The following is a 24,738-nucleotide window of genomic DNA, read 5'->3' as shown; positions in this document are numbered from 1 at the left end:
CAAGGTCTTTGCTTTCCGACGCTCCCTCCGATGGATGACCGCCTGCCCGTTCGTGTGGCCGTCGACGCCCCTCAGCACAGCGGCCTGGGGGGCGCGCTCGACTACCTGAGCGAGCGCCCGCTCTCACCCGGAACCCTGGTGCGTGCGCCCCTGGGCCGCCGTGAAGTGACCGGCATCGTCTGGCCGGGCGACGCCGACCCCGCACCCTCGGTCGCCTTGAAGCCAGTGGCCGCCGTGCTCGACGCCGTGCCGCCGCTCTCGGCCCGCTGGTGCGAGCTGGTGGATTTCGCCGCGTCGTATTACCAGCGCGGCCTGGGCGAGGTGGCGCTGTCGGTGCTGCCGCCCGAGCTGCGCAAGCTCGACGACGCCCAACTGGCCCAGCGGGTGGCCCGCCTGCGCAAGGCCTGGGCCGTGCCGCCAGCTGGCCCCGCACCGGCCCGCCCCGAGCTCACGCCCGACCAGGCCGCCGCCCTGGCCCGCCTGGCCGAACTCAGCACGCCGGGCCAGGCGCCCGTGGTGCTGCTGCACGGCCTCACCGGCAGCGGCAAGACCGAGGTCTACCTGCGCGCCGCCGAAGACGCATTGGCCGCCGGCCGCCAGGTGCTGGTGCTGGTGCCCGAGATCAACCTCACGCCGCAGCTCGAAGCGCGTTTTGCCGAACGCTTCGGCAGCGGCCCGGCGCCCAAACGCATCGTCTCGCTGCACAGCGGCCTCACCCCGGCCCAGCGCCTGAAGAACTGGCTCGCCGCCCACCTGGGCCTGGCCGACCTGGTGCTGGGCACGCGCATGGCGGTGTTCGCCCCCTTGCCGCGGCTCGGGCTGATCGTGGTCGACGAGGAACACGACCCGTCGTACAAGCAGCAGGAAGGCGCCCGTTATTCGGCGCGCGACCTGGCGGTCTACCGCGGCAAGCTCGAGGGCGCCTGCGTCGTGCTCGGCTCGGCCACCCCCTCGCTCGAGAGCTGGCAGCGCGCCGAGCAGGGCCGCTACGAGCGGCTCACGCTCGCCCACCGGGTGGGCAATGGCGCCCTGCCCGCCGTGCGCCTGGTCGACATGAACCTGCTGCCCAAGGCGCCGGGTGTGACCACGCTGCTCTCGCCCCAGCTCGTGTCGGCGCTGGCCAAGCGGGTCGAGCGCGGTGAGCAAAGCCTCGTCTTCCTCAACCGCCGCGGCTACGCGCCGGTGCTGCACTGCGGCGCCTGCGGCTGGAAGAGCGACTGCCCGCACTGCAGCGCCTGGCGCGTCTTCCACAAGGTCGACCGCACGCTGCGCTGCCACCACTGCGGCTTCACCCAGGCCGTGCCGCGCGCCTGCCCCGACTGCGGCAACCTCGACATCGCCCCGCTCGGCCGCGGCACCGAGCGGCTGGAAGAGCAGCTCGCCGAAGCCCTGCCCGGCGCCCGCGTGGCCCGCATCGATGCCGACAGCACCAAGACCAAGGGTGCGCTCGAAGCGCAGCTCTCGGCCGTGCACGCGGGGGATGTCGACGTGCTGGTCGGCACGCAGATGGTGGCCAAGGGCCACGACTTCCGCCGCATCACGCTGGTGGCCGCGGTGAGCCCCGACAACGCACTCTTCAGCAGCGACTTCCGCGCGCCCGAGCGGCTCTTCGCGCTCTTGATGCAGGCCGCCGGCCGCGCCGGGCGCGACGCATCACAGGCCGACCGCAGCGAGATGGTGGTGCAGACCTGGCACCCCACGCACCCGCTCTACGCCGCGCTGCAGCGCCACGACTTCAAGGCCTTCGCCGACAGCCAGCTGAAGGAGCGCAGCATGGCCGGACTGCCGCCCTTCAGCCACCTCGCGCTGCTGCGTGCGGAGGCGCGCACGGCACAGGCGGCGCGTGAGTTCCTGCAGGCCGCCGCGTCACTGGCCGAGCAGATCCCCGGCGCCAACGAGTTGTTGATCTACCCACCCGTGCCGCACCACATCGCCCGCGTGGCGAACGTGGAGCGCATGCAGATGCTGGTGGAGTCTTCCGCGCGCGGCACCCTGCAACGGGTGCTCAGGCCCTGGGTCGACGAACTCACGCGCTTGAAGTCGCAGCACAAGGGCGTGCTGCGCTGGGCCTTGGACGTCGACCCTTTGGCGATCTAAAGGTCGAGGCCTGCCCACAGCGGCGCGAGTGCCGCCGCATCGGCGTGGCCGAGCTCCTTCTCCGCCCACAGGCACTCGCGCCGGATGAAGCGCATGCGGTAGGCCAGCTCGCGCCCGGCGAAGCTCATCTCGACCTTCGCCTCGCCCGAGGCGTCGGTCGTCTCCGCGGCCCACAGGCCCATCTCGTTCCAGCCGGTGCGCAGACGGAAGAGCAGGTGGCCGGCCCGCCCCGCCACGGCGCGCACGGCGGCGGCCGACGAGGGCGAGCGCTCCAGCTCGTCGGCCAGCGCGAGCGCCGCCCCGAGGTGGCCGTCGACCAGGTGCAGCCCGTGCAGGGCCAGCTCGTCCGGCTCGGGCCGCGGCTCGCCCACCTCGCGGGCGCAGCGGGTGATGAAACCCACCGCATGCCCGTCGAACTCGCCCGGCACCATGCGCAGCGCAAAACTCGCCCGCGCCCAGGGCGCGTCGCCCTGCGCCATCACGCCCAGCACCACCTCCACCACCGCCAGCTGGCGCCCGAGCGGCGAGAGGGCGTTGCCCAGCAGGCGGCCCGGGTAGCCGCTGCCATCGAGCCGCTCGTGGTGCTCGGCCACGCCGCGCGCCAGGGCCGGCGGGTACTTGGCCAGGCGCGTGAGCAGCATGGCGCCGGTGCGCGGGTGCACGGCGAGGTGGCGGTAACCGGTGATGTCGAGCGGCTGCTGCGGGTCGAGGTAGTCGGGGTTGACGTACATCTCGCCCAGGTCGTGCAGCAGGCCGCCCATCAGCGCCAGCTCGACCTGGGCCCGGTCGCCCTTGGCGGCCAGCGCCATCGCGCCCGAGAGCGCCATGCCGCGCACCGCGTGCTCGTAGATGCCGGGCCGTGCGGCCTGCGCCGCGGTCAGGAGGAGCTGCGCGACGGACTGCAGCTTGAGCTCGGCCACCGCCGCGCGCAGCGGGCCGGCCCAGGCCTGCAGCCCCCGCGCCAGCGCCTGCCCGGAGCCGAGGAAGTGCTCGAGCGCCTGCTTCAGTTCCTGCCCGTTGACGCCATCGGCCGCTTCGAGCGTGGCCTCCAGCGGCTGCTTGAGCTTGCGTTCGAGCAGGCGCTGCTGCAGCGATTCGGACACCGGCTGGCCACGCGCCCAGAGCTTGACGCCGCGCTCGTCGAGGATGTCGTCCGACGCGACGATGGTGCGCTTGGCACTGGCTTCGACGATGGCGGCAAGGGCGTGCGGGTTGGCCTGGTCGAGGTCGGTCTCGCTGCTGCTGCTCATCGCGCGTCAGGGGGTGGAGGGGCAGCCCATCGTAAAGGGCCGCGCAGATCCGCGCTTGCGCTTTCTCACGCCAACCAGGCCGGCACCTGCACCGCCAGCGCCTGGCGTTGCGAGACCGCTGCGCCGAGCAGGGCAAACCCGAGCAGCTGGCCCGCCGCATCGGTGAACCTGGCCGTGCAGGCGTCGTCGCTCAGCTCGACGCTCCACGAGCCTTCTGCGCCCGGCAGCGGCGGGCAGACGACGGTTGGGCAGGCGGGGGTCTTCACCGTGACCGGCATCGCGGGGTAGACCACCGGCGTGGGCGTGCCGGCCAGCGTGGCGGCGAGCGCGCGGGTCTGCGCCATCAGCGGCAGCACGAAGGGCAGCGACAGGCCGGCCACTTCGGCGCAGTCGCCGAGTGCGTAGACGTGCGGCGCGCTGGTGGCGAGCAGGCGATCGGTGGTGATGCCGCGCTGGGTGGCGAGGCGGGCCTCGGCGGCGAGCGCGGTGCGGGGCTTGAGGCCGATGGCCGAGAGCACGCGGTCGGCGTAGAGGCGGCTGCCGTCGCTGAGCGTGAGCTGGTAGCCATTGCCGTCACGGTCGACACGGCTCACCGACACGCCGAGGCGAAACGCCACGCCCGCCGCTTCGAGCTTGCCCTGCAGGCGCTCGCTCGCCTGCGGCGGCAAGAGGCGCGACAGCAGCGTGCCGGCCACGTCGATCACCGTCGGCGCCACGCCGCGGTGCAGCAGGTCGTTGGCGAACTCGCAGCCGATCAGCCCCCCGCCGAGGATGGCCACGGTGTCGGCCCCTTCCAGCCGCTCGGCGAAACGGGCGTAGTCGTCGAGGTCGTTGACCGACATCACCTCGGGCTCGGCGTCGCCCGCGAGCGGCAGGCGGATCGGGTCGGCGCCCAGCGCCAGCGCGAGGTCGCGGTAGTGCAGCGTCTCGCCGTTGCTGAGCTCGACCGTCTGCGCCGCGGTGTCGAGGCGCTTGAGCCCGGTGTGGGTGAGCAGCGTGGCGTTGAGCTCCTCGCGCATCTTCTCGGCCGCCTTCATCACGAGCGTGGCCGCGGTCTTCTTGCCGGCCAGCGCGTTCGAGAGCATGGGCTTGGAATAGAAGCCGGCGTGGTCGCGGCTCACGACGACGAGCGGCGTCTCCTTGTCGAGCTTGCGGAACTCGCGGGCGAGGTTGTAGCCGGCGAGGCCGGAGCCGACGATGACGAGGGGTTGGGAAGACATGGGCGCAGGTTCGGTTCAGAGGGCAGGAAGTATCAGGTGATCGCGGCACCGCGCTCGGCCAGAAGGCCGCGCAGCAGCGAGCGGTGGCAGCGATTCTCGTCTTCGCAATAGCAGCCGACGGCAAACGCCGTCTGGTGCGACAAGGCGGCCAGCGCGTCGAGCAGGTGCGCGTGCTCGGGCGCCTTCATCTCGGCGGTGTAGCGGCGGGCGAAGGCTTTCCATTGCGCGTCCGTCTCGGCCGCCTGCCCTTCCTTCATCAGCGCCTCGCTCGGCGCGAGGTTGGGCAGCCAGACGTCGTAGTAGTCGCGCGTGGCGAACTCGGCCTTGGGCACGCCGCGGGGCGGGCGGCGCACGGTGCCGAAGCGAACGCCTTCACCGGCCGCGCGCGGCTCGCCGAGTCGGACGATGCGGATGGGCATGGGCGGCTCCTCGAATGAGAAGCCGCCATTGTGTGCATCGGCCGAGGTTTGCCCAAAAAGAAAGCGGGCCGTGCTTTCGCACAAGGCCCGCCGAATGAGCCACAGCATTCAGGGAGGGAGGGAGGAGGGAACCGTGGCCCGAGACAAATGCTATGACGCACTGCACGATGCGTTTGTAGGACAACGCCGCGTCTTGCCGCCAGCGGGCCGTTTTCTCACCAGCGGTTACACCCTATGCCCTCGGCGCCCCTCCCTTACAGTGACGTGGTTCACACCCCGGAGTCCCGCATGTCCACTGCTCCCCGTTCTGCCGTCCGCCGCTGGTTGGGGCGCCTCTGGTGGCTGATCGACGGCACCCGCCGCCTGGTGTTCAACCTGGTCTTCCTGCTGATCCTGGTGGTGGTGCTGGTGGCGCTCTTCACCAGCGGCGCGCCGAAGCTCGAGGACAAGACCGCCCTTGTGCTCAACCTGCGCGGCCCGCTGGTCGAGCAGCATGCGCAAGGCGTGCGCGACGCCGCGTTCGCCCAGCTGGCCGGCGAAGCCCCGCGCAGCACCCAGCTGCGCGACGTGCTGACGGTGCTCGACGCCGCCGCACGCGACCCGCACATCACGCACGCCGTGCTGGTGCTCGACGAGTTCCAGGGCGGCGGCATGGCCAGCCTGCGCGAGGTGGCCGCGGCGCTGCAGCGCTTCAAGGCCAGCGGCAAGAAGCTCACCGCCTGGAGCGGCCACTACGAGCAGGCGCAGTACTTCCTCGCCGCGCAGGCCGACGAGGTGCTGCTGCACCCGATGGGCATGGTGTTCGTGAAGGGCTTCGGCCGCTACCAGAACTACTACCGCGACGCGCTCGACAAGCTGGGCATCAGCGTCAACCTCGTGCGTGCCGGCACCTACAAGAACTTCGGCGAGCCCTTCACGCTCAACGGCCCGTCGCCCGAGACGATCGAGGCGATGGGCTACGCCTACAACGGCCTGTGGGGCAGCTATGTCGACGGCGTGGAAAAGGCGCGCAAGCTGCCCGCCGGCACGCTGATGGCAATCATCAACGAGCTGCCCGCCCGCCTCACCGCGGCCGGGGGCGACCCGGCCAAGCTCGCCCTGTCGGCCAAGCTCGTCGACGGTCTCAAGACGCGCGACGAGCTGCGCCAGCTGATGATCGAGCGCGGCGCGAAAGACGCCGAGGGCAAGACCTTCCGCCAGGTGGCGTTCGACCAGTACCTCGCCCGCCAGAAACCCGCGCTCGTGGGCGACGCGATCGGCGTGGTGATCGCCGAAGGCGAGATCGTCGACGGCCGCGCGCCGGCCGGCCAGGTGGGCGGGCTGTCGACGGCCGACCTGATCCGCAAGGCGCGCGACGACAAGTCGGTCAAGGCCGTGGTGCTGCGCGTGAATTCGCCCGGCGGCTCGGCCTATGCCTCGGAGCTGATCCGCCGCGAGCTGGAGCTCACGCGCGCCGCGGGCAAGCCGGTGATCGTGTCGATGGGCGACGTCGCCGCGTCGGGTGGCTACTGGATCTCGCTCGCCACCGACGAGCTGCTGGCCGATGCGGGCACCGTCACCGGCTCCATCGGCGTCTTCACGCTGCTGCCCTCGGCCGACAAGGCGCTCGAGAAGATCGGCGTGCACACCGGCGGCGTCACCACCACTTGGCTGGCCGGCGCCGGTGACCCGCGCCGCCCGCTCGACCCGCGCTTCGCCGAGCTGCTGCAGGCGACCATCAACCACGTCTACACCGACTTCACCACCAAGGCCGCGCAGGCCCGCAAGACCACGCCCGACAAGATCGACGCGGTGGCGCAGGGCCGGGTGTGGACCGGTGCGCAGGCGAAGGAGCGGGGCCTCGTCGACACGCTCGGCGGTTATGCCGACGCCTTGAAGGCAGCGGCGAAACGCGCGCAGCTGGGCGAAAACCCGCGCGTGGTCTACATCCAGCCCGAGCCGGGGCGGGCCGAGCGCCTGCTCGAATGGCTGAGCGCGAGCGTGCACACGAGCCTGAGTCGCTGGCTCGACGCGCAAGTGGCGCCGGGTGTGGCCCCGGTGCTGCGCGAAGCGCGCCGCGAGCTGGGCTGGGTCAGCGAGCTGACCGAAGGCCGCAAGCCGTTTGCCGCGGTGGCGCACTGCCTGTGCAGCGCACCGTGACCCTCAGCTGCGCCCGACGCCCAGGCCCCAGGCCAGCAGCGAGAAGGTGACGAAGGCCAGCACCGTGCTCGCCATGATGATGCGGGCCACGCGCCCGTTGTCGGCGCCGTAGCGCTCGGCGAGCAGCGAGACATTGCTCGCGCTCGGCAGCGCCGCCGCGAGCATCAGCACCATGAGCCCGAACTCGGGCATGGGCACGCCGGCCGCGCGCAGCAGCACGCCGATGCCCAGCACCAGCAGCGGGTGCACGAAGAGTTTGATCAGCGCGACGGGCAGGTACTGGCCCACCGGCGTGCGCGTGTGCGCATGCTGGCCGGCGCGCCACAGCACCGCACCGATGGTGAAGAGCGCCACCGGCGTGGCCGCGTCGCCCAGCATCTTGATCACCTGCGACACCGGCCCCGGCAGCTCGAGCCCGCTGGCCGCGAGCGCCGCGCCCAGGCCGATGGACCACGGCAGCGGGTTGCTCAGCGCGCCGCGCAGCGAGCGCAGCACGGTGGCCCAGAGGCTGTCGTGCGGCGCGCCGTCGTCGGCCGGGCCGGCCTGCGCGATCGCGATGCAGAGCGAGCTCGTGAGGAAGAGGTCGGTGAGCACGGTGCCGATCACCGGCCCCGCGGCCTTGTCGCCCAGCAGCGCCACCAGCAGCGGCACGCCCATGAAGCCGGTGTTGGGGAACGCCGCCACCAGCGCGCCGAAGGCGGCGTTCTTGGTGTCGACGCCCTTGCCGTCGGCGCGCCGCAGCGTGACCGCCACGGTGAAGAGCACCACCACCACCGCGCTCAGCGCATAGACGCCGATCAGCGCCGGGTTGATGAGCTGCGCGAAGGGCATGCTCGCGCCGAAGCGGAAGAGCATGCACGGCAGCGCGAAGAAGAGCACGAAGGCGTTGAGCCCGGGGATGGCCGCTTCGGGCAACACCCGCTGCCGGGCAGCGAGGTAGCCGCACAGCACGAGCGCGAAGAAGGGAACGGTGACGGCCAGGATCGCCTGCATGGGAGCGGCGAGTATCGCAAGCGGCCTGGCCGCGGGGGTCGCGTGTGCGTCAGATCATCTGGCCGCCCGACACCTCGATGCGCTGCGCGTTGACCCAGCCAGCACCGGGCGACAGCAGTGCGGCCACGGCACCGCCGATGTCGTCGGGCAGGCCCACGCGGCCGAGCGCCGTCTGCGCGGCGATGGCGGCGTTGAACTGCGCGTTGTCACGCACCAGGCCGCCGCCGAAGTCGGTCTCGATGGCACCGGGGGCCAGGGTGTTGACGGCAATGCGGCGCGGGCCCAGCTCCTTGGCGAGAAAGCGCGTGAGCACCTCCACGCCGCCCTTCATCGCGGAGTAGGCCGCATACCCCGGCAGCGCGAAGCGCGTGAGGCCCGACGACACGTTGACGATGCGCCCACCGTCGGCGAGCAGCGGCAGCAGCGCCTGCGTGAGGAAGTACGGGCCCTTCAGGTGCACGTTCATCAGCTCGTCGAACTGCGCCTCGGTGGTCTCGGCGAAGCTCGCGTGGTGGCCCATGCCGGCGTTGTTGACGAGGAAGTCGAAGCGCTCGCGCTGCCAGTGCTGCGCCAGGGCCCGCTTCACCTGGGCGGCGAAGTCGCTGAAACCGCGGCTGTCGCCCACGTCGAGCGCCAGGGCGACGGCCCGGCGCCCCAGTTGCGCCACCTGCGTGACGACGGCCTGCGCCTCGGCCGCATTCGCCCGGTAGGTGAGGATGAGGTCGTGGCCCTGCTCGGCCAGCTTGAGCGCCATGCTCTTGCCGAGACCGCGGCTGCCGCCGGTGATGAGGGCGATGGTGGGGGAGGTGTTCATGGGAAGTGCCTTTCGGGATGGGTTGTGGTGAAGGCACTTTATTGGTCCAATCCTTCGCAATAAATACGCTTATCTAGATCAGTTTGTTCAACCCATGAAAACAATCGAAGGCCTGCAGATCTTCGTGCGCGTGGCCGAACTCAGCAGCTTCACCCAGGCCGCCGAGCAGCTGGCGCTGCCCAAGGCGCGCGTGTCGACCGCCGTGCAGCAGCTCGAAGGCCAGCTCGGCACACGCCTGCTCCACCGCACCACCCGCAAGGTGCAGCTCACGCAAGACGGCCAGGCCTTCTACGAGCGCTGCAAGGACCTGCTGGACGACATGGACGAGCTGCAGGGCATGTTCCAGCAGCAGGGGCCGCAGTCGCTGCGCGGCCGGCTGCGGGTGGACATGCCCACGCTGATCGCACGCGACCAGATCATTCCGCGCCTGCCGGAATTCCTCGCCGCGCACCCGCAGCTGAGCTTCGAGTTCAGCAGCACCGACCGCCGGGTCGACGTGGTGCGCGAAGGCTTCGACTGCGTGCTGCGCGTGGGGCCACTGGCCGACTCGGGCCTGGTGGCGCGGCCGGTGGGCCAGCTGCGGCAGATCAATTGCGCGAGCCCGGGCTACCTGGCGCAGCACGGCACGCCGAAGACGCTCGAGGACCTGGCCTCGCACCGGGCGATCCACTACGTGCCCACGCTGGGGGCGAAGCCCAGCGGCTGGGAGTACGTGCATGAGGGCCGCGTGCGCACCCTCGCGATGCCGAGCGTGCTCACGGTCAACAGCACCGAGGCCTATCAATCGGCCTGCGTGGCGGGCTTGGGGCTGATCCAGGCGCCGGCGGCGGGGCTGGCGTCGCTGCTCGCGCGCGGGCTGCTGGTGGAGGTGATGCCGCAGCATCGGGCGCCCTCGCTGCCGGTGTCATTGCTGTACGCCAACCGGCGCAACCTGCCGCAGCGGGTGCAGGTGTTCATGGCCTGGGTGGCGGAGACCCTCGCGCCCTACCTCGACCATTGAGGCCCAGATCGCCCTGGCCCTGGCCCCAATCGCCCCCCGCGTGTGGCGGGGGGTTGTGTACTTCACTGGGGCCGGCAGGGTGGTGCCGGCAGGGGCCGGAGTATCCGGGCCTTTGTACGTTTTTGCTCAGGAGAGGGCTCTCTACTGAGCGGCTTACGCGACTGCACCTACGCGGGACTACGCAAGGGTTGGCCGCCGCCCGCCCGGCTCGTTCCGCCTGTCAGGACGCCTGCGGCCCGGGCCGGCCCAGCTCGACGGCGAAGCGCGCCGCCACGTTCACCTCGGAGGCCGGGTTCTTCGGGTCGAGCACCGCATGCAGCTGCGCCTGCAGCCGCTTCGCGTCGAGCGTGAAGCTCACGTAGCCGCGCTGGTCGCTGCGCGCGTAGTTCAGGTGCGGGTTGTGGGGCAGCGCGGCGCTCACGCGCGACTGCGCCATGCCGTTGCTCGAGATCGAGGTGCCGCAGAACTCGCTCGCGACGACCGGCGACTTGGCGTCGTCGTAGTCCACCTTCAGGTCGGCCACGTAATGCGCGTGCACGTCACCGCCCAGCACCACCGCACCGGGGAGCTTGCGCTCGGCCACGCCTTGCAGCAGGCGCTGGCGCGAAGCGGCGTAGCCGTCCCAGCCGTCGGTCCAGTAGGTGCCGCCGCCCTGGGCGGGGTCGGTCCAGCTAAAACGCGCCATCAAGGTCTGCTGGGCGACGAGGTTCCAGGGGCGCTCGGTGTCCCAGCCGTCGGCGAGCCAGCGTTCCTGGGCCGCGCCGAGCAGCGAACGCCGCGGGTCGACGAGCGCCGCACAGTCCTTGAACGCCACCGTGTTGGAGCCGTTGCGGTTGGGCCGCGGGCAGGCCTGCACGTCGCGGTACTGGCGGTCGTCGAGCGTGTGGATGCGGGCGAGCGTGCCCCAGTCGTAGCGCGCGTAGAGGCGCAGGTCGCTGCCGCGCGGGCGCCACGCCTTCGGAAACGGCATGTGCTCCCAATAGGCCTGCGTGGCCGCCGCGCGCCGGCTGGCGAAGAGCGGCTCGGGGCCGCCCTGCGGCGTGCCGGCGGCGTAGTCGTTCTCGATCTCGTGGTCGTCCCACACGGTGAGCCAGGGGGCGTGGGCGTGCGCGGCCTGCAGCGCCGGGTCGCTCTTGTACTGCGCGTAGCGGGCGCGGTAGTCGTCGAGCGTGAGCGTGGTGGGGCCCTCGTGCAGGCGCACGGCGGTGGGCGGCGAGGCGTACTCGTAGATGTAGTCGCCGAGGAAGAGCACGAGGTCAAGGTCTTGCGTGGCCAGATGGCGCCAGGCGGCGTAGTGGTTGTGGTCCCAGCGCTGGCAGCTCGCGATCGCAAAGCGCAGCGGCGCGGCAGCATCGGCCGCGGGGGCGGTGCGCGTGCGGCCCACCGCGCTGCGCTGGCCGAGCGCGCTGAAGCGGTACCAGTACCCCCTTCCCGGCTCCAGCCCCTGCGGCTCGGCGTGCACGCTGTGCGCCCAGGCGGCCTCGGCCACCTCGGTGCCACGCGCGGCGATGCGGGTGAAGGCTTCGTCGTGCGCGAGTTCCCAGCGCACGTCAACACGCTCGGGCAGGTCGGCGCCCGAGAGGCGCGTCCACAGCACGAGCCGGTCGGGCCGGGGGTGCCCCGAGGCGATGCCGAGGGCAAAACGCGGCACGTCGGCCGCCCGCGCATGGCGGACGAACCAGGGCGCGGCAGCAAGCGTGGCAAGAACTTGGCGGCGGGTGATCACAAGGCTCATGGCGCGGCGGTTTACCACAGCGGCACGACAGCCTGGCGAAGGGGCCTTGGCTATGATCCGCCGCGCTCTCGGAAGTACCCATGGCAGACACCCTCAATTCAGCCCAGATGGACGCGGTGCACCACCTGGGCGGGCCCTGCCTGGTGCTGGCCGGCGCCGGCTCCGGCAAGACCCGCGTCATCACCCACAAGATCGCCCGCCTGCTGCAGGCCGACTACGCGCCTTCGCAGATCGCCGCCATCACCTTCACCAACAAGGCCGCGCAGGAAATGCGCGAGCGCGCCAAGGCGCTGATCGGCCCGCGTGCCGCGAAAGACCTGGTGGTGAGCACCTTCCACTCGTTGGGCGTGCGCATCCTGCGCACCGAGGGCGAGCGCCTGGGCCTGAAGCCGCAGTTCAGCATCCTCGACAGCGACGACGTGCTCGGCGTGTTGAAAGACGCCGGCAGCAGCAGCGACAACGCGCTGGCCCGCCGCTGGCAATGGACCATCAGCCTGTGGAAGAACCAGGGCAAGAACGCCGACACCGTCGAGCCGCAGAACGACGACGAGCGCATCGCCCAGCAGGTGATGAAGCGCTATGAAGAGCGCCTCGCGGCGTACCAGGCGGTCGACTTCGACGACCTGATCGGCCTGCCGCACCAGCTCTTCCAGCGCGACGCCGAAGCGCGCGCCAAATGGCAGAACACCCTGCGCTACCTGCTGGTCGACGAGTACCAGGACACCAACGCCATCCAGTACGAGCTTCTGAAGTCGCTGGCCGGCGAGCGCGCAATGTTCACCGCCGTGGGCGACGACGACCAGTCGATCTACGGCTGGCGCGGCGCCACCATCGAGAACCTGCGCCGCCTGCCCGCCGAGTACCCGCAGCTGAAGGTGATCCCGCTGGAGCAGAACTACCGCTCGACCGGCCACATCCTGCGCGCGGCCAATGCGGTGATCGGCCACAACCCCAAGCTCTTCGAGAAGAAGCTCTGGAGCGACCTGGGCGACGGCGACCCGGTGCAGGTGGTCGAGTGCGACAACGAGGAGCACGAGGCCGAGCGGGCCGTGGCGCGCATCCAGTCGCTCAGAGGCCAGGGCGGTGAAGTCGCGTTCAAGGACTTCGCCGTGCTCTACCGCGCCAACCACCAGGCGCGTGTCTTCGAGAAGGCGCTGCGCCGCGCCGAGATCCCGTACAAGGTGTCGGGCGGCCAGAGCTTCTTCGACCGCGCCGAGATCAAGGACCTCTGCGCCTGGCTGCGCCTCTTGGTCAACAACGACGACGACCCGGCCTTCCTGCGCGCCGTCACGACCCCGAAGCGCGGCATCGGCCACCAGACGCTGGGCGCGCTCGGCGAGTTCAGCAAGCGCTTCAAGACGAGCCTCTACGAAGCGCTCTTCGCCGAGTCGCTCGGCACCGTGCTCAACGCCCGCGCCATCGGCTCGCTGCACGAGTTCGGCCGCTACGTGAACGACCTCGAATACCGCGCCCGCCACACCTCGGGCAGCGAAGACGCGAAGGCGCTGCTGCTCGGCTGGCTGAAAGACATCGACTACGAGAAGCACCTCTACGAAGGCGAAGACAGCGAGAAGCTGGCGGCCAGCCGCTGGACCAACGTGCTCGACTTCGTCGACTGGATCGCCAAGCGCTGCGGCGGCGAGATCGAGAACGACGGCGGTGCCACCTTCGAGACCGAGAAGAAGACGGTGCTCGACGTGGCGCAGACCATCTCCGTCATCATCAGCCTCGCCGAGCGCGGCGACGAGCAAGACGTGGTGACCCTTTCCACCCTGCACGCGAGCAAGGGCCTCGAGTGGCCGCACGTGGTGCTGGCCGGTGTGAACGAAGGGCTGCTGCCCTTCAAGAGCGACGACGACGAGATGACGCCCGAGCGCCTGGAAGAAGAGCGCCGCCTGATGTACGTGGGCATCACCCGCGCGCGGCGCACGCTGGCGGTGAACGTGCTGCGCCGTCGCAAGAAGGGCCGCGACACGGTGCAGGCCATCCCGAGCCGCTTCATCGGCGAGATGAAGCTGCACGAGGCCAAGTCGAAGGAAGACCCGCGTGAGAAGCTGCGCCTGCTGCGCGAGGCCGCCGCCAAACGCGCCGCGCAGGCCGACGTGAAACCCTGAGCGCCACGCGGCTGCTGACACTGCGTTGTCAGCAGCCGCCGCGCAAGATCCCGCCCTTCTCTGACTGCGGGAGCCTCACCATGCTGAAGACCTACACCGGCAGCTGCCACTGCGGCGCCGTGCGCTTCGAAGCCGACCTCGACCTCGCCGCCGGCACCGGCAAGTGCAATTGCTCGATCTGCACCAAGACGCGCAACTGGGGCATCACGATCAAGCCCGATGCGTTCCGCCTGCTGACCGATGAAGCGGCGCTCAGCGACTACCAGTTCAACACCCAGAGCGCGCACCACCTCTTCTGCAAGACCTGCGGCGTGCGTTCGTTCGGGCGCGGCTACATCGAGCAGATCGGCGGCGACTACGTGTCGGTGCAGGTGGCCTGCCTCGACAACGCGGAGCCGGCCGAGCTGATCGCAGCACCGGTGCACTACTCCGACGGCCGTCACAACGCCTGGTGGAACACACCGGCTGAGACGCGCCACCTCTGAGCGCGCATGGGCCTCTTTTAGAGGTCTGGCGGCCGCACGGCGCGGGCGACATCATCCGCGCCGTGCCAACCCGAGCCCACTCCACCCGCCCTGGCGCCGACCTTGAAGCCGTGGTCGACACGCTCTCGTTCGACCCGGTGCTGCACTTCCAGTCGGGCATCGGCGGGGCGCAGCGCCTGGTGGTCGACAGCCGGTCGCGGGCGCCGCTGTACCTGGCGCAGGGCGAGGCCCTGGCGGTGCACCACACCCCGAGCGGCTGGCGCGGCACGCTGCGCGCCGGAGAGCTGCTCTTCCTGCCGCACGGCGGCCGGCACGAGGTGGCGACCGACCCACACGCCGCCGCACAGCCGATGCTCGAATTCGCCCGCACGCACCTGCACGACGGCCGGCGCACCTTCACCGTGGAGCACGCTGCGCCGGTGGCGCACGTCTTTGGCAGCTTCTTCTGGACGCACGAGCTGCAGGCCCAGCCGCTCGTGGCGCGCCTGCCGCCGGTGGTGCACCTGCACGGCCACCACGCCTGGGTCGAGCCGCTGTCGCAGCCGATGCGCTGGATGACCGACCTGCCGCGCGGTGGCGCCGCCGTCGGGCTCAACGAATCGGTCAACGCGCTGCTGCGCCACGTGATCCTCACGCAGCTGAGCGCCGCGGCCGATGCCGCGCCCCCGGCGCTGCGGCCCGACCCCGCCCTTGCGCCCGCGCTGCGGGCCATCCACACCGAGCCGGCGCATGACTGGTCGGTGAAGGCCCTCGCCGAGCTGTGCCACATGAGCCGCACTGCCTTCTGCGAACGCTTCGCCGCGGCGGTGGGCGACGCGCCGCTGCGCTACCTCACGCGCTGGCGCATGGCACAGGCGCGGCGGCTGCTCGAAGACCGCCGCCTCTCGCTCGACCAGGTGGCCGAGCGCGTGGGCTACTCGAGCGGCTTTGCCTTCTCGAAGGCCTACAAGCGCGAGACACGCAGCTCGCCGCGCGCCTGAGGGCACGCCCTCAGATCGCATCGTCGGGCTGAGGCGCGAACTCGGGCGCGGCCGAGGTCCAGCTGAGGTGCATCTGGTCGCGCTCGAAGCTGCCGCCAGCGAGGGTGAAGTCGGCACCGAAACTCACGTCGAGTGCGGGCATGGGCACCATCACCGTCGTGCCATTGTTGTAGCGACCGAACTGCTCGATGCGGTGCATCTCGAGGAACACCACGGCGAAGCGCGCCGGGTCGCGGCTGCAGCCCGACTCGGTGAAATCGGGCCCGGTCGCACCGAGCGCCAGGCCGAGCGCGCCGGTGCGGGTGTCGGTGTCGATCTTCAGGTCGGCGAAGAACACGTGGCCGTTGGTGAGGTGCGTGCCCGGGTAGGTCATCGCGCCGCTCCAGGTGAAGGTGCAGTCGGGCCCGTCGGTGTGGCTGCCGCTCGCCTGCAGGGGCAGCGAGGAATCGCGCGTGGTGACGGCATAGCGCACCGGCGCTTCGGGCGCTTCGCCAGGCTTGGCCCGCGTGCGGCCCACGTCGGCCCGGTGGCGGATCGTGCCCACGCCGGCCACGCGCAAGCCGGGGCGTGCCGGGTCTTCCCAGCGGTAGTCGAGCGTGGTGGTCCAGCGGGTGATCCAGCGCACGTTGCTGCGGTGCTCGCCCACCTGCACCCGCACCGCGCCCGCCGAGCCCGCGCCAATGCGCGGCAGTGCGCAGACGATGCGGGTGGCCGTCCAGCTCAGCACGCTGCGCTCGTGGCCGTCGACGGTGACCCGGCCGACGTTGGGGCCGGTGGTCTCGCGCGGGCCGAAGTCGCCGATCAGCACCAGCTCGTCGCGGAATTCGTCGACCACCATCTCCTTGAGACCAGGCATCACGGTGGGTGCGTCGCCGTTCGCGCGCAGCACGAAGACGGCGCTGCTGTCGGGGTCGCGGTCGAGGCCCTTGTCGGCCAGCTCCTCCATCACGTCGGCCACGACGAAGGCCCGCTGGCGCGGCGACTCGGGTTGGTAGGCGTTGGCGCCGAGCACGCGGTCGACGAAACGGCGCGGCACGCTGAAGGCGCCGGTGGCCGAGACGGTGTTGGTCCAGCCGAGGTAGGCCCCGGCGCCTTTGGCGAGGCAGGCGTCGTAGAAGGGCGCGGCGAGCGGGCGGCCGTTGCTCGCGGGCCGCGCACTCACGCAAGCGTTGACGAGCACCACGCTGTTGGGCGCGAACGCCCAATGCGCCCGCACGAACCTGTCGGTGATGCCGTAGCGGGTGTCGTGGTCGGGGTACTCGATGCCGAGGATGGTCTTGGTGAGCCCGTTGCGCGCGGTGAAATAGGTGAGGCGTCCGTCGGCCAGGTCTTCGCGCATCTCGGGCGTGCGCTCCAGCACCGCATCGACGAGCGTCGACGACTGGATCGAGAACACCGTGCCGCCGGTGGTGCTGCCGTCGGCGTGGAGCGCGTCGCCCCAGCCGCCGTGGGTGTTGATGTAGAAGAAGCCGTCGCCCTTCACGGCACGCAGCGCGGTGAGGCGGCCGTCGCCTTCCTGGCCGCCGCTGCGCACCTGGTAGCCGGCGTTGTCGAGCCAGGTGGTGAGTTCGTTGACCATGCCCTGCCCGTCGTCGAAGCCGGTGCCGAAGGTGTGCAGCAGCCGCGCCTGCCGTGCCTGCGGCAGGCCGCTCGCGAGCGGGTGCTCGCGCTGAGCGGTGGGGCTCGCGGGGGCTGCGGGCAGCCGGTTGTTGGCGACGATGTGCGTGCGGCCATCGCGAAAGATGCCCCAGGCGCACAAGGACTCTTCGTTGTAGCCGGCACGCTCGTAGGCGTCGAGCGTGCGCATGTAGGCCGCCAGCGCCTGCACGAAACCCAGCGGCGTGGAGGTGGTGAGCGAGAGGCGGCGGCTCATGTCCTCGATGTCGGCGATCGCATCGAAGCGCTCGGCGTCGAAGCTGCCGTCGGGCGGGTTGCCGCCCTCGGCCGGCGCGCCGCCGCTGCCACCACCACCGCCGCACGCCACGAGCGCCGGCACCGCCGTCGCCACCGCGGCGCCGCCGGCCATCCATTTCACGAAGGCCCTTCTTCTCTCGTTCATCGGTCGGTACGTCACGGCATGCCTCGCTGCGGATTCGCTTCAGTTGAAAGGCGTGGATTCTGGAAATCGACGGGCTGCGCGGCCATGTCCGGCACGCCGCGATTGCTGTCCGCGCGTCCGCACCCCGTGAACGAAGGCCGCAGGCAGAATCGGCGGCCCGAGATGCCGACACCTCCGCACGACTCACCGCACGGCCGCCCCTCGCTGCAGCGCCGGCTGCTGCGCCCGGCCGACTTCGCCGAAGCGCTCGCCCTGGTGCCGCCCTGGCTGGCCCTGAGCCAGGACCAACACGCCGCCCTGCCCGCGCTGTGGGCACGCCTGCTGCACCACCCGGGCTTCAACGCCGATGCCATCGAAGACGTGGCCGCCCCCGCGGGGCAGCGGCTGCAGGCGCTGGGCATGTCGATCGCGCTCGACGACGCCTGGGCGCAGCGCCTGCGCGGCACATCCGACCCGTGGGTCACGCGGCAGCTCTACGCCGAGCTGCTCGACGGGCACACCGCACCGCCCGGCGAGCGCGAGCTGGCCCGCGCGAATGCCTCGACCGACGACGACGGCGGCGTGAGCTTCATGGTGCTGCACTACCAGCAGCGCAATGGCGACATGCGCGACCCGCATGCCGTGGCGGTGCTGTCGGCCGGTGTGGTGGCGATGCGCGTCGCACACGCCGGACACCGCGTGCGCGAGGTGTTCCAGGAAGCGTGGCAATCGGAGCGCGAGTACATGGCAAGCGTGGGCATGGTCCAGCGCAGCGCGCACAACCGCCCGGCCAGCGGCCAGGGCCTACCCGAACTCTTCAGCCTCACGCGCCGCGAGGCACTGCAGAAGCTGCCGGGCTTCCAGCTGCGCGAGATCTTCGAGCACACGCCGCCGCGCTTCCACTTCCGCGGGGCCGAGCAGCGGCTGCTGCGGCGCGCCCTCTTCGACGAGCCGGACGAGGAGATCGCCGTGCTGCTGGGCGTGTCGATGCACACCGTGAAGAAGCTCTGGCGCGCGATCTACGCGCGGGTGGAAGAGCGCTTCCCGGCGCTGCTGGCCGAACCGGGCGCGACCGCCGGCGAGGGCGTGCGCGGGCCCGAGAAGCGGCGTACCCTCCTGCGCTACCTGCGCCAGCACCTCGAAGAACTGCGGCCGCATGCCGCACCCCGCCCATGACCCCCACCCCTGCCCTGCCGCTGCTCGCGATCGTGAGCGCCGCGCTGTGCATCGCCGCCGCCACCGGCGCCCTGCCCCCGCAGCTCGCCTTCGTCTTCAAGCCGCTGACCACGCTGCTCGTGATCGCCTGGGCGTTCACCCGCGGCCACGAGGTGCCGGTGCAGCGGCGCCGCGTGCTGATCGGGCTGTGGCTCTCGCTAGCGGGCGATGTGTTCCTGCTGTGGCCGAAGGAAGGCTTTCTCTTCGGGCTGGTGTCTTTCCTGCTGGCACACCTGGCCTATATCGCGGCCTTCAGCGTGCCGGTGCGCTTCGGCGCCAAGCCCGCCGCGTTCGCGATCTACGGCGTGATCGCGATGCTCATCCTGAGCCAGCTGTGGAGCGGCGTGCCGGCGGCCTTGCGCGCGCCGGTGGTGGGCTATGTGGTGTGCCTCGCCTGCATGGCGGCGCAGGCGGGGGCGTGGTGGCGCCATGCGCCGGCCTCGCCGCTCGCGCGCGCTGCGGCCCTCGGTGGCGCCCTCTTCCTGGCGTCCGACAGCCTGCTCGCCATCAACAAGTTCGCGAGCCCGCTGCCGCTGTCGGCGCTGTGGATTTTGTCGACCTACTGGCTGGCGCAGCTGTGCATCGCGGCGTCGCTGCCGGCACGGGGCCGCGTCAGAGCTTGAAGATCGACACCGCCTCGGCCAGGCGCTGCGCCTGGTTCTTGAGGCTCTCGGCCGCGGCGGCGCTCTCTTCCACCAGCGCGGCGTTCTGCTGCGTGACCTGATCGAGCTGCGTCACCGCGTCGTTGATCTGGCCGATGCCCGAGGTCTGCTCGCCGCTCGCGCTGCTGATCTCGCCGATGAGGTCGTTGACCTTGCGCACCTGCGCCACGATGTCGTCCATCGTGCGGCCGGCGTCGCCCACGAGCTGGGTGCCGGTCTCGACCTTGCCGACGCTCTCGCCGATCAGGCTCTTGATCTCTTTCGCCGCCTGCGCCGAGCGCTGCGCCAACGTGCGCACCTCGCCGGCCACCACCGCGAAGCCGCGGCCCTGCTCGCCGGCGCGTGCCGCTTCCACTGCGGCGTTCAACGCGAGGATGTTGGTCTGGAACGCGATGCCGTCGATCACGCCGATGATGTCGGCGATCTTCTTCGAGCTCTCGCTGATGCCCTGCATGGTCTCGACCACCTGGCCGACGACGCTGCCGCCCTGCGCGGCCACCGCGGCAGCGCCAGAGGCGAGCTGCGTGGCCTGGCGGGCGGTGTCGGCGTTGTTCTTCACGGTGACGGTGAGCTGCTCCATCGAGGCGGCGGTCTGCTGCAGGTTGCTCGCCTGCTCTTCGGTGCGCTGGCTGAGGTCGGCGTTGCCGGTGGCGATCTGGGCCGAGCCGGTGGCGATGGAGTCGGACGCGTTGCGCACGTCGCCCACGATCTTCACCAGGCTGTCGTTCATGCGACCGAGGGCACCCAGCAGCTGGCCGACCTCGTCTTTCGAGGTGGCGCCGATGCGCGAGCCGAGGTCGCCGCGCGCCACGGTCTCGGCGATGGCGACCGCATGCGCCAGCGGCACGGTGATCGAGCGCGTGACCCACAGGCACAGCCCGATGGCCAGCAGGATGGCGAGCGCCGAGAAGCCGAGCTGCAGGGCCTGGCCGCGCGCCTGCGTGGCGGCGATCAGCGGGGCCACCGCCTGGGCGCGCTCGGCGGCGTGGTCGTTGATCTTCTCGCTGGTGGACTCCATGCCCTGCACGTCGCCCTTGTACTTGCCGAGTTCGGTGTTGGCCGCCTGCGTGGTGGCCAGCTCACCTCGCTGGACCATCGCCATGGTCGCCTCGAAGCCGGCGGCGTAGCGGTCGAAATGGCGGGCCATCGCCTCGGCGGCCTGGGCATCTTCGGGGGTCAGGTCGAGCTTGCGCAGCTTCGCCAGGGCCTCGACCATGCGTGCGCGGGTCTCGGTCCATTTCTTCACGTAGGCCACGCGCTTGTCGGCCTCGGCGAGGTTGATGAACGCGTCCTTCTCGTAGCGGCGTTCCAGCAGCACGAGGGTCTGGATTTCCAGCGCCTGCTGGGCCAGCTGCACGTCCTGCGCCAGCGCATGCTGACTCGCGTTCGACACCGCGCCGAGGCCCCACAAGCCCGCGCCTGCGACAGCCGCCAGAGCCACCAACACGCAGGCGAGCACGAGGCTCAGCCGGGTTCCGATCTTCAGGTCCTTGAGTCCGTTCATGTCCATCCACCCACGATCCACACGCCATGACGAGGCGCCGTCACCCCCTTATCGGAGGCCATCGGAGAGGACTTTAATTTGAACGAATTGAACGAAAGCCGCGAGATGCGGCGGCAACACCCTTCAGTTCCCGCCCAAGCCCCAAGCGGGTGCAGACAGTGGGCTCATGCCACGCCACACACACCTTGCAACAGTGCGATGAAGGGCTCGGGGTCGACCGGCTTGGGCACGAAGTGCACCTGCGGCGGCGGCTCGCCCAGCTCGGCCAGGCGCTTCTCGCCGAAGCTGGAGACGGCCACGATGAGCCGCGGGCGCACCACGCACTGCGTGGAGAGCTGGCGCAGCATCTCGACGCCGTTCATGTGGGGCATGACGATGTCGGTGATCACGACCTCGGGCGCGTGCTGGCCGATGGCCACCAGCGCCTGGATGCCGCTTTCGAACACCGTCACCTGCGCCTGCGGCAGCGCCGTGGCAACAAGCTCGCGCAGGAGCTCGCTGTCTTCGGCGTTGTCGTCGACGATCACGACCGACAGCGCCTCGGCCCCTTGGGGCATGGCCTCGTCGCCGGACTCGCCCGGCGCGGCCTGCGTCTCGAAGAGGCGGTCGGCGCTGGCGGCGTCGATGCGGCGGTGGCCGCCGGGGGTCTTCCAGGCCTTCAGCCGGCCGGCATCGACCCAGCGCTGCACCGTGGGGATGGAGATGCCCAGCCGCCGCGCGACGTAGGCGGTGGAGTAGGTCCGAGGCGGCTGGCCGGAGCGGGAGGGTGTCTTGTCGGTGGCGGAACGGGAGGAACGGGGCACGGTCAGGACGAAGGGTCTGAAGCGGGTGGGGGGGTGTCGGGGAAACGCTTGCGCAGTTGCGCGATCACCCGGGCGTGCTGGCGGGCAAACTCCGCCGCCAGCGTGGCCCAGGTGGAGCGCTCGTCGGCATCGAGGGCCAGCTGAAGGCTCTTGGCCGTGTCTGACAGGGCGGCGGCTCCGATGGTTCCCGCGTTCGAGACGACCGCGTGCGCAATCATCGCCGCATCGACGCTGCGGCCCTCGGCCAAAGCCTTTTGCAGCGCAGTGGCATCGCCGGCCCGGGTGTCGAGGAAGCGGCGCAGGATCTTCTCGTAGAGCTCGCGGCGACCGAGGCAGTTCTTGAGGCCGAGTTCGGCGGAGACGGCCTCGGGCTCCACCTCGGCCGACGGCGGCGGCAGCCATCGCTCGATGATGGCGAAGAGCGCCTCGGGCACGAAGGGCTTGACGACGTGGTCGTTCATGCCGGCGGCCAGGCCGTTGTCGCGGTCGCGCTGCATCGCATGCGCCGTCATCGCGATGATGGGCAGACCGGCATGCGCCGGGTCGCGTCGGATCTGGCGTGTGGCCTCGTAGCCGTCCATCACCGGCATCTGCACGTCCATCAGCACGAGCTCGGGTGCCTCGCGCTGGACCGCCTCGACGGCAGCCTGACCGTTGGGCGCGAGCAGCACCTCCATGCCGGCCACGTCGCGCAGCAGCTCCACCGCAACGACCTGGTTGAACTCGTTGTCTTCCACCAGCAGCACACGCCGGCCCGCCAGCGCCCGCGGCACGACGGCGGCGCCGGCCTGGGCCGGCACGGCCGCGGGGTAGCCGAAGGCGTCGACGATGCTGTCATGCAGCGTGGAGCTGCTCACCGGCTTGCCGAGGCAGCCCGCGAGCCCCTCGCGCGCCGCACGCCGGGGCAGCTCTTCGTCGCCGTAGGCGGTGACGAGGATGATCCGCGGCAGCGGCACGAGCGACACGTCTTGCCGCATGCGGTGCACCACCTCGAAGCCATCGAGGCCGGGCATCTTCCAGTCGAGCAGCACCAGCGCATAGGGCTCGCGGCCGGCCTGGGCACGCTTGAGTTCGGCGAGCGCGTCTTCGCCCGAGGCGACGAGCGTGGCGCGGTGGCCGAGGCCGCTCAGGAGGCCCTGGAAGATCTCGCGCGAGTTGGCGCTGTCGTCGACCACCAGCACCTTGAGGCCGCCGCCTTCGGCGTGCGGCACGGGCGCGTCGCCCGCCTGCACCGGCACGCCGAATTCGGCGGTGAAGAAGAAGTCGCTGCCGCGGCCGAGCTGGCTCTTCACGCCGATCTCGCCGCCCATCAGCGTGACGAGCTGCTTGCAGATCGCAAGACCCAGGCCGGTGCCGCCGTACTGCCGCGTGGTCGACGCATCGACCTGCGCGAAGGGCTGGAAGAGGCCCGCCACCTGCGCCTCTGCGATGCCGATGCCGGTGTCGCGCACCGAGAAGCGCAGCGTCACGCGCTCGTCGGCCGAGACCAGCGTGCGCACGGTCACGACCACGATCTCGCCGCTGTCGGTGAACTTGACGGCGTTGGTGCAGAGGTTGATGAGCACCTGCTCGAGCCGCAGCGGGTCGCCCACCAGCCGCGCGGGCACCTCGGGCGCAGTGTTCATCAGCAGCTCGAGGCCTTTTTGCTGCGCCTTCAGGCCGACGATGGCGGTGACCCGGTCGAACACGCCCTGCAGGCTGAACTCGCGCTGCTCGAGTTCGAGCTTGCCGGCCTCGACCTTCGAGAAGTCGAGGATGTCGTTGAGGATGGCCAGCAGCGAGTCGGCCGCCGCGCGCGCCTTCTGCAGGTAGCCCTTCTGGCGCACGGTGAGCTCGGTGCGCAGCGCGAGGTCGGTCATGCCGAGGATGGCGTTCATCGGCGTGCGGATCTCGTGGCTCATGTTGGCCAGGAACTCGGCCTTGGCGCCGGCCGCCGCATCGGCCTGGTCTTTCGCAATGGCCAGCTCGCGCGTGCGCTCCTCGACCTTGGCTTCCAGCGTGTCGTTGGCCTGCTGCAGGCGCTCGCGCATGGTGTCGAGCGATTGCGCCAGCGCGTCGAGTTCGATCCACGGCGTGTGCACCTGCACCGGCTCGCCCAGGTCGAGCTGGCCGATGCGCTCGCTGCGGCGCGCCAGCTCGCCGAGCGGCCGGGTGAAGCGCCGCGCGAGCCACGCCGCCACGCCCCAGGCGAGCAGCAGGCTCGCGAGCGCCAGCCCCACCACGATGAGCGCAGGCTGCGAGAAGGCGGGCGCGAAATCGTCGAGCGGGGCCATCGTCGTGACCCAGAAGGTGCGGGTGCCGAACTGGCTGCGCGTGAAGGTGGCGAGCCACTCCTGCCCGTCGACCTCGAAGCGCATGAGCTGGCGGTCTTGCGCGCCGTCGCTGCGCCAGCGGCGAAAGCCCTCACGCAACGGGGGCACGTCGAGCGCATCGGCCTGCAGCAGCACGGCGCGTTTCATCGCCTCGTCGTCGGCGAAGCGGGCGGCCTTGGGCATGCCGATCACACGGCCGTCCTGCGTGAAGATCGCCGCGAAGCCGTTGCGGCCGGCGGTGATGTCGCGTGTGAAGCGCGACAGGTCGGCGAGCTTCAGGTCGGCCGTCATCACATGGCGCAGGCCGCTGCGGTCGGCCCAGCGCACGACCACCGAGAGGCCAGGCTCGTTGGACGAGCGGAAGGTATAGGGCTCGCTCCAGAAGGTGTCGCCGTCTTGCGCGAGCTCGAGGCCACCGCGAAACCAGGGCCGGGTGCGGGCGTCGTAGTCGAGTTCGCGTGTCTCTTCGCCGAGCAGGCGGCCCTCGGCATCCCAGCTCAGGAAATGAGCCCGGCCCGGGCGTTTGGCGGGGTCGGTGAGCCGGTTGAGCCAGCGGCCTTCGGGCAGGCGCAGCAACAGCAACTCGCGCCCGGTGGCGCTGGCCACCACCATCGACGAGAGCTGCGGGCCGTGTTCGAGGATGGGCTGGTAGAGCGCGTTGAACGCGCGCGGCTCGTCGAGGTCGACCAGGCCGGCGCGACCCCACTCGCGGTTCATGCGCGCGATGGCCTCGACGCGGCTCACGAGCGTGCGCAGGCGCGAACCCACCTGGTCGGAGGCAGCGGTGAGCTGCGAGGCGGCGAGATCGGCGCTGATCGGGCGCACCACCACCGCATAGAGCAGCACGATGAACGCCAGCAGCGCCCCGAACACCAGCGTGAACGCCGCCATCAGCAGGCTGCGTCTGAGCGGAATGCGCGCGGGTCGGCCAGCGTCCGGCATGGGTGTTGTGTTCTTC

General features: G+C 70.9%; 18 protein-coding genes. 8 read left to right on the top strand and 10 right to left on the bottom strand.

Features of this window, described 5'->3' with window-relative positions:
• Positions 1–30 precede the first annotated feature (30 nt).
• Positions 31–2,097, top strand: a complete 2,067-nt coding sequence (locus KF892_17690) for a primosomal protein N' (GenBank protein ID MBX3626856.1) — start codon at positions 31–33, stop codon at positions 2,095–2,097.
• Here KF892_17690 and KF892_17685 read toward each other — a convergent pair.
• From KF892_17685 to KF892_17675, 3 genes are all read right to left on the bottom strand, one after another.
• A complete protein-coding gene (locus KF892_17685; protein ID MBX3626855.1) occupies positions 2,094–3,347 on the bottom strand; it encodes an HD domain-containing protein in 1,254 nt (417 codons plus the stop codon). The two genes, KF892_17690 and KF892_17685, sit on opposite strands and share 4 nt — an antisense overlap.
• Positions 3,348–3,412: 65 nt before the next feature.
• Entirely contained in the window at positions 3,413–4,567 is a 1,155-nt protein-coding gene (locus tag KF892_17680; GenBank protein MBX3626854.1) for an FAD-dependent oxidoreductase, read from the bottom strand.
• A 32-nt stretch (positions 4,568–4,599) separates the two neighbouring features.
• Positions 4,600–4,986 carry a DUF488 family protein gene (locus KF892_17675; protein MBX3626853.1) on the bottom strand — a complete coding sequence of 129 codons (387 nt, stop codon included), beginning with the start codon at positions 4,984–4,986 and terminating at the stop codon, positions 4,600–4,602.
• Between the two features lie 288 nt (positions 4,987–5,274).
• On the opposite strand from KF892_17675, the gene sppA reads away from it, so the two are divergent.
• Positions 5,275–7,125 carry a signal peptide peptidase SppA gene (sppA, locus tag KF892_17670; protein ID MBX3626852.1) on the top strand — a complete coding sequence of 617 codons (1,851 nt, stop codon included), beginning with the start codon at positions 5,275–5,277 and terminating at the stop codon, positions 7,123–7,125.
• Positions 7,126–7,128: 3 nt separating this feature from the next.
• On the opposite strand, the gene KF892_17665 is transcribed toward sppA, so the two are convergent.
• Together KF892_17665 and KF892_17660 are read right to left on the bottom strand one after the other, a co-directional pair.
• Positions 7,129–8,118, bottom strand: a complete 990-nt coding sequence (locus KF892_17665; GenBank protein MBX3626851.1) for an AEC family transporter — start codon at positions 8,116–8,118, stop codon at positions 7,129–7,131.
• 49 nt (positions 8,119–8,167) lie between these two features.
• Positions 8,168–8,932, bottom strand: a complete 765-nt coding sequence (locus tag KF892_17660) for an SDR family oxidoreductase (protein ID MBX3626850.1) — start codon at positions 8,930–8,932, stop codon at positions 8,168–8,170.
• A gap of 94 nt (positions 8,933–9,026) precedes the next feature.
• Between KF892_17660 and KF892_17655 the strand changes: the two genes are divergently transcribed.
• Positions 9,027–9,932, top strand: a complete 906-nt coding sequence (locus KF892_17655; GenBank protein MBX3626849.1) for a LysR family transcriptional regulator — start codon at positions 9,027–9,029, stop codon at positions 9,930–9,932.
• 220 nt (positions 9,933–10,152) lie between these two features.
• Here the strand turns inward: KF892_17655 and KF892_17650 are convergent, their stop codons facing one another.
• On the bottom strand, positions 10,153–11,667 hold the full coding sequence (locus KF892_17650; GenBank protein ID MBX3626848.1) for an alkaline phosphatase D family protein: 1,515 nt from the start codon (positions 11,665–11,667) through the stop codon (positions 10,153–10,155).
• Positions 11,668–11,747: 80 nt separating this feature from the next.
• Here KF892_17650 and KF892_17645 point away from each other — a divergent pair, with 80 nt between their 5' ends.
• From KF892_17645 to KF892_17635, 3 genes are all read left to right on the top strand, one after another.
• On the top strand, positions 11,748–13,781 hold the full coding sequence (locus KF892_17645) for a UvrD-helicase domain-containing protein (protein ID MBX3626847.1): 2,034 nt from the start codon (positions 11,748–11,750) through the stop codon (positions 13,779–13,781).
• 80 nt (positions 13,782–13,861) lie between these two features.
• The gene (locus KF892_17640; protein ID MBX3626846.1) at positions 13,862–14,266 is read left to right on the top strand and encodes a GFA family protein; all 405 of its coding nucleotides are present in this window, start codon (positions 13,862–13,864) and stop codon (positions 14,264–14,266) included.
• A 62-nt stretch (positions 14,267–14,328) separates the two neighbouring features.
• Entirely contained in the window at positions 14,329–15,246 is a 918-nt protein-coding gene (locus KF892_17635; protein ID MBX3626845.1) for a helix-turn-helix transcriptional regulator, read from the top strand.
• Positions 15,247–15,256: 10 nt separating this feature from the next.
• Here KF892_17635 and KF892_17630 read toward each other — a convergent pair whose 3' ends face one another.
• Positions 15,257–17,281 carry a hypothetical protein gene (locus tag KF892_17630; GenBank protein ID MBX3626844.1) on the bottom strand — a complete coding sequence of 675 codons (2,025 nt, stop codon included), beginning with the start codon at positions 17,279–17,281 and terminating at the stop codon, positions 15,257–15,259.
• A 186-nt stretch (positions 17,282–17,467) separates the two neighbouring features.
• On the opposite strand from KF892_17630, the gene KF892_17625 reads away from it, so the two are divergent.
• Together KF892_17625 and KF892_17620 are read left to right on the top strand one after the other, a co-directional pair.
• Positions 17,468–18,460, top strand: a complete 993-nt coding sequence (locus KF892_17625) for a hypothetical protein (protein MBX3626843.1) — start codon at positions 17,468–17,470, stop codon at positions 18,458–18,460.
• Complete coding sequence (locus KF892_17620; GenBank protein ID MBX3626842.1) at positions 18,457–19,122, top strand: lysoplasmalogenase; 666 nt, start codon at positions 18,457–18,459, stop codon at positions 19,120–19,122. Before KF892_17625 ends, KF892_17620 begins: the two co-directional genes overlap by 4 nt.
• On the opposite strand, the gene KF892_17615 is transcribed toward KF892_17620, so the two are convergent.
• The 3 genes from KF892_17615 to KF892_17605 form a co-directional block, all read right to left on the bottom strand.
• Positions 19,112–20,665, bottom strand: a complete 1,554-nt coding sequence (locus tag KF892_17615; GenBank protein ID MBX3626841.1) for an MCP four helix bundle domain-containing protein — start codon at positions 20,663–20,665, stop codon at positions 19,112–19,114. The genes KF892_17620 and KF892_17615 overlap by 11 nt on opposite strands.
• Before the next feature lie 164 nt (positions 20,666–20,829).
• Positions 20,830–21,468, bottom strand: coding sequence for a response regulator (locus KF892_17610; GenBank protein MBX3626840.1), 639 nt, complete (start codon positions 21,466–21,468; stop codon positions 20,830–20,832).
• Positions 21,469–21,470: 2 nt separating this feature from the next.
• Positions 21,471–24,722, bottom strand: coding sequence for a response regulator (locus KF892_17605; GenBank protein MBX3626839.1), 3,252 nt, complete (start codon positions 24,720–24,722; stop codon positions 21,471–21,473).
• Positions 24,723–24,738 lie beyond the last annotated feature (16 nt).

Origin of the sequence: Rhizobacter sp., assembly GCA_019635355.1 — a bacterium.
Lineage (GTDB): Bacteria > Pseudomonadota > Gammaproteobacteria > Burkholderiales > Burkholderiaceae_C > Rhizobacter.
The sequence above is the reverse complement of the archived record's forward strand: the minus strand, read 5'-3'. Positions and strand labels throughout refer to the sequence as shown.

What these genes read in the sequence shown, in the direction of transcription:
- KF892_17675 (MBX3626853.1), bottom strand. Translation starts at nt 4,986, where the DNA reads ATGCCCATCCGCATCGTCCGACTCGGCGAGCCGCGCGCGGCCGGTGAA.
- KF892_17640 (MBX3626846.1), top strand. Translation starts at nt 13,862, where the DNA reads ATGCTGAAGACCTACACCGGCAGCTGCCACTGCGGCGCCGTGCGCTTC.
- KF892_17665 (MBX3626851.1), bottom strand. Translation starts at nt 8,118, where the DNA reads ATGCAGGCGATCCTGGCCGTCACCGTTCCCTTCTTCGCGCTCGTGCTG.
- KF892_17660 (MBX3626850.1), bottom strand. Translation starts at nt 8,932, where the DNA reads ATGAACACCTCCCCCACCATCGCCCTCATCACCGGCGGCAGCCGCGGT.
- KF892_17645 (MBX3626847.1), top strand. Translation starts at nt 11,748, where the DNA reads ATGGCAGACACCCTCAATTCAGCCCAGATGGACGCGGTGCACCACCTG.
- KF892_17655 (MBX3626849.1), top strand. Translation starts at nt 9,027, where the DNA reads ATGAAAACAATCGAAGGCCTGCAGATCTTCGTGCGCGTGGCCGAACTC.
- KF892_17605 (MBX3626839.1), bottom strand. Translation starts at nt 24,722, where the DNA reads ATGCCGGACGCTGGCCGACCCGCGCGCATTCCGCTCAGACGCAGCCTG.
- KF892_17685 (MBX3626855.1), bottom strand. Translation starts at nt 3,347, where the DNA reads ATGAGCAGCAGCAGCGAGACCGACCTCGACCAGGCCAACCCGCACGCC.
- KF892_17615 (MBX3626841.1), bottom strand. Translation starts at nt 20,665, where the DNA reads ATGAACGGACTCAAGGACCTGAAGATCGGAACCCGGCTGAGCCTCGTG.
- KF892_17650 (MBX3626848.1), bottom strand. Translation starts at nt 11,667, where the DNA reads ATGAGCCTTGTGATCACCCGCCGCCAAGTTCTTGCCACGCTTGCTGCC.
- KF892_17680 (MBX3626854.1), bottom strand. Translation starts at nt 4,567, where the DNA reads ATGTCTTCCCAACCCCTCGTCATCGTCGGCTCCGGCCTCGCCGGCTAC.
- KF892_17620 (MBX3626842.1), top strand. Translation starts at nt 18,457, where the DNA reads ATGACCCCCACCCCTGCCCTGCCGCTGCTCGCGATCGTGAGCGCCGCG.
- KF892_17690 (MBX3626856.1), top strand. Translation starts at nt 31, where the DNA reads ATGGATGACCGCCTGCCCGTTCGTGTGGCCGTCGACGCCCCTCAGCAC.
- KF892_17625 (MBX3626843.1), top strand. Translation starts at nt 17,468, where the DNA reads ATGCCGACACCTCCGCACGACTCACCGCACGGCCGCCCCTCGCTGCAG.
- sppA (MBX3626852.1), top strand. Translation starts at nt 5,275, where the DNA reads ATGTCCACTGCTCCCCGTTCTGCCGTCCGCCGCTGGTTGGGGCGCCTC.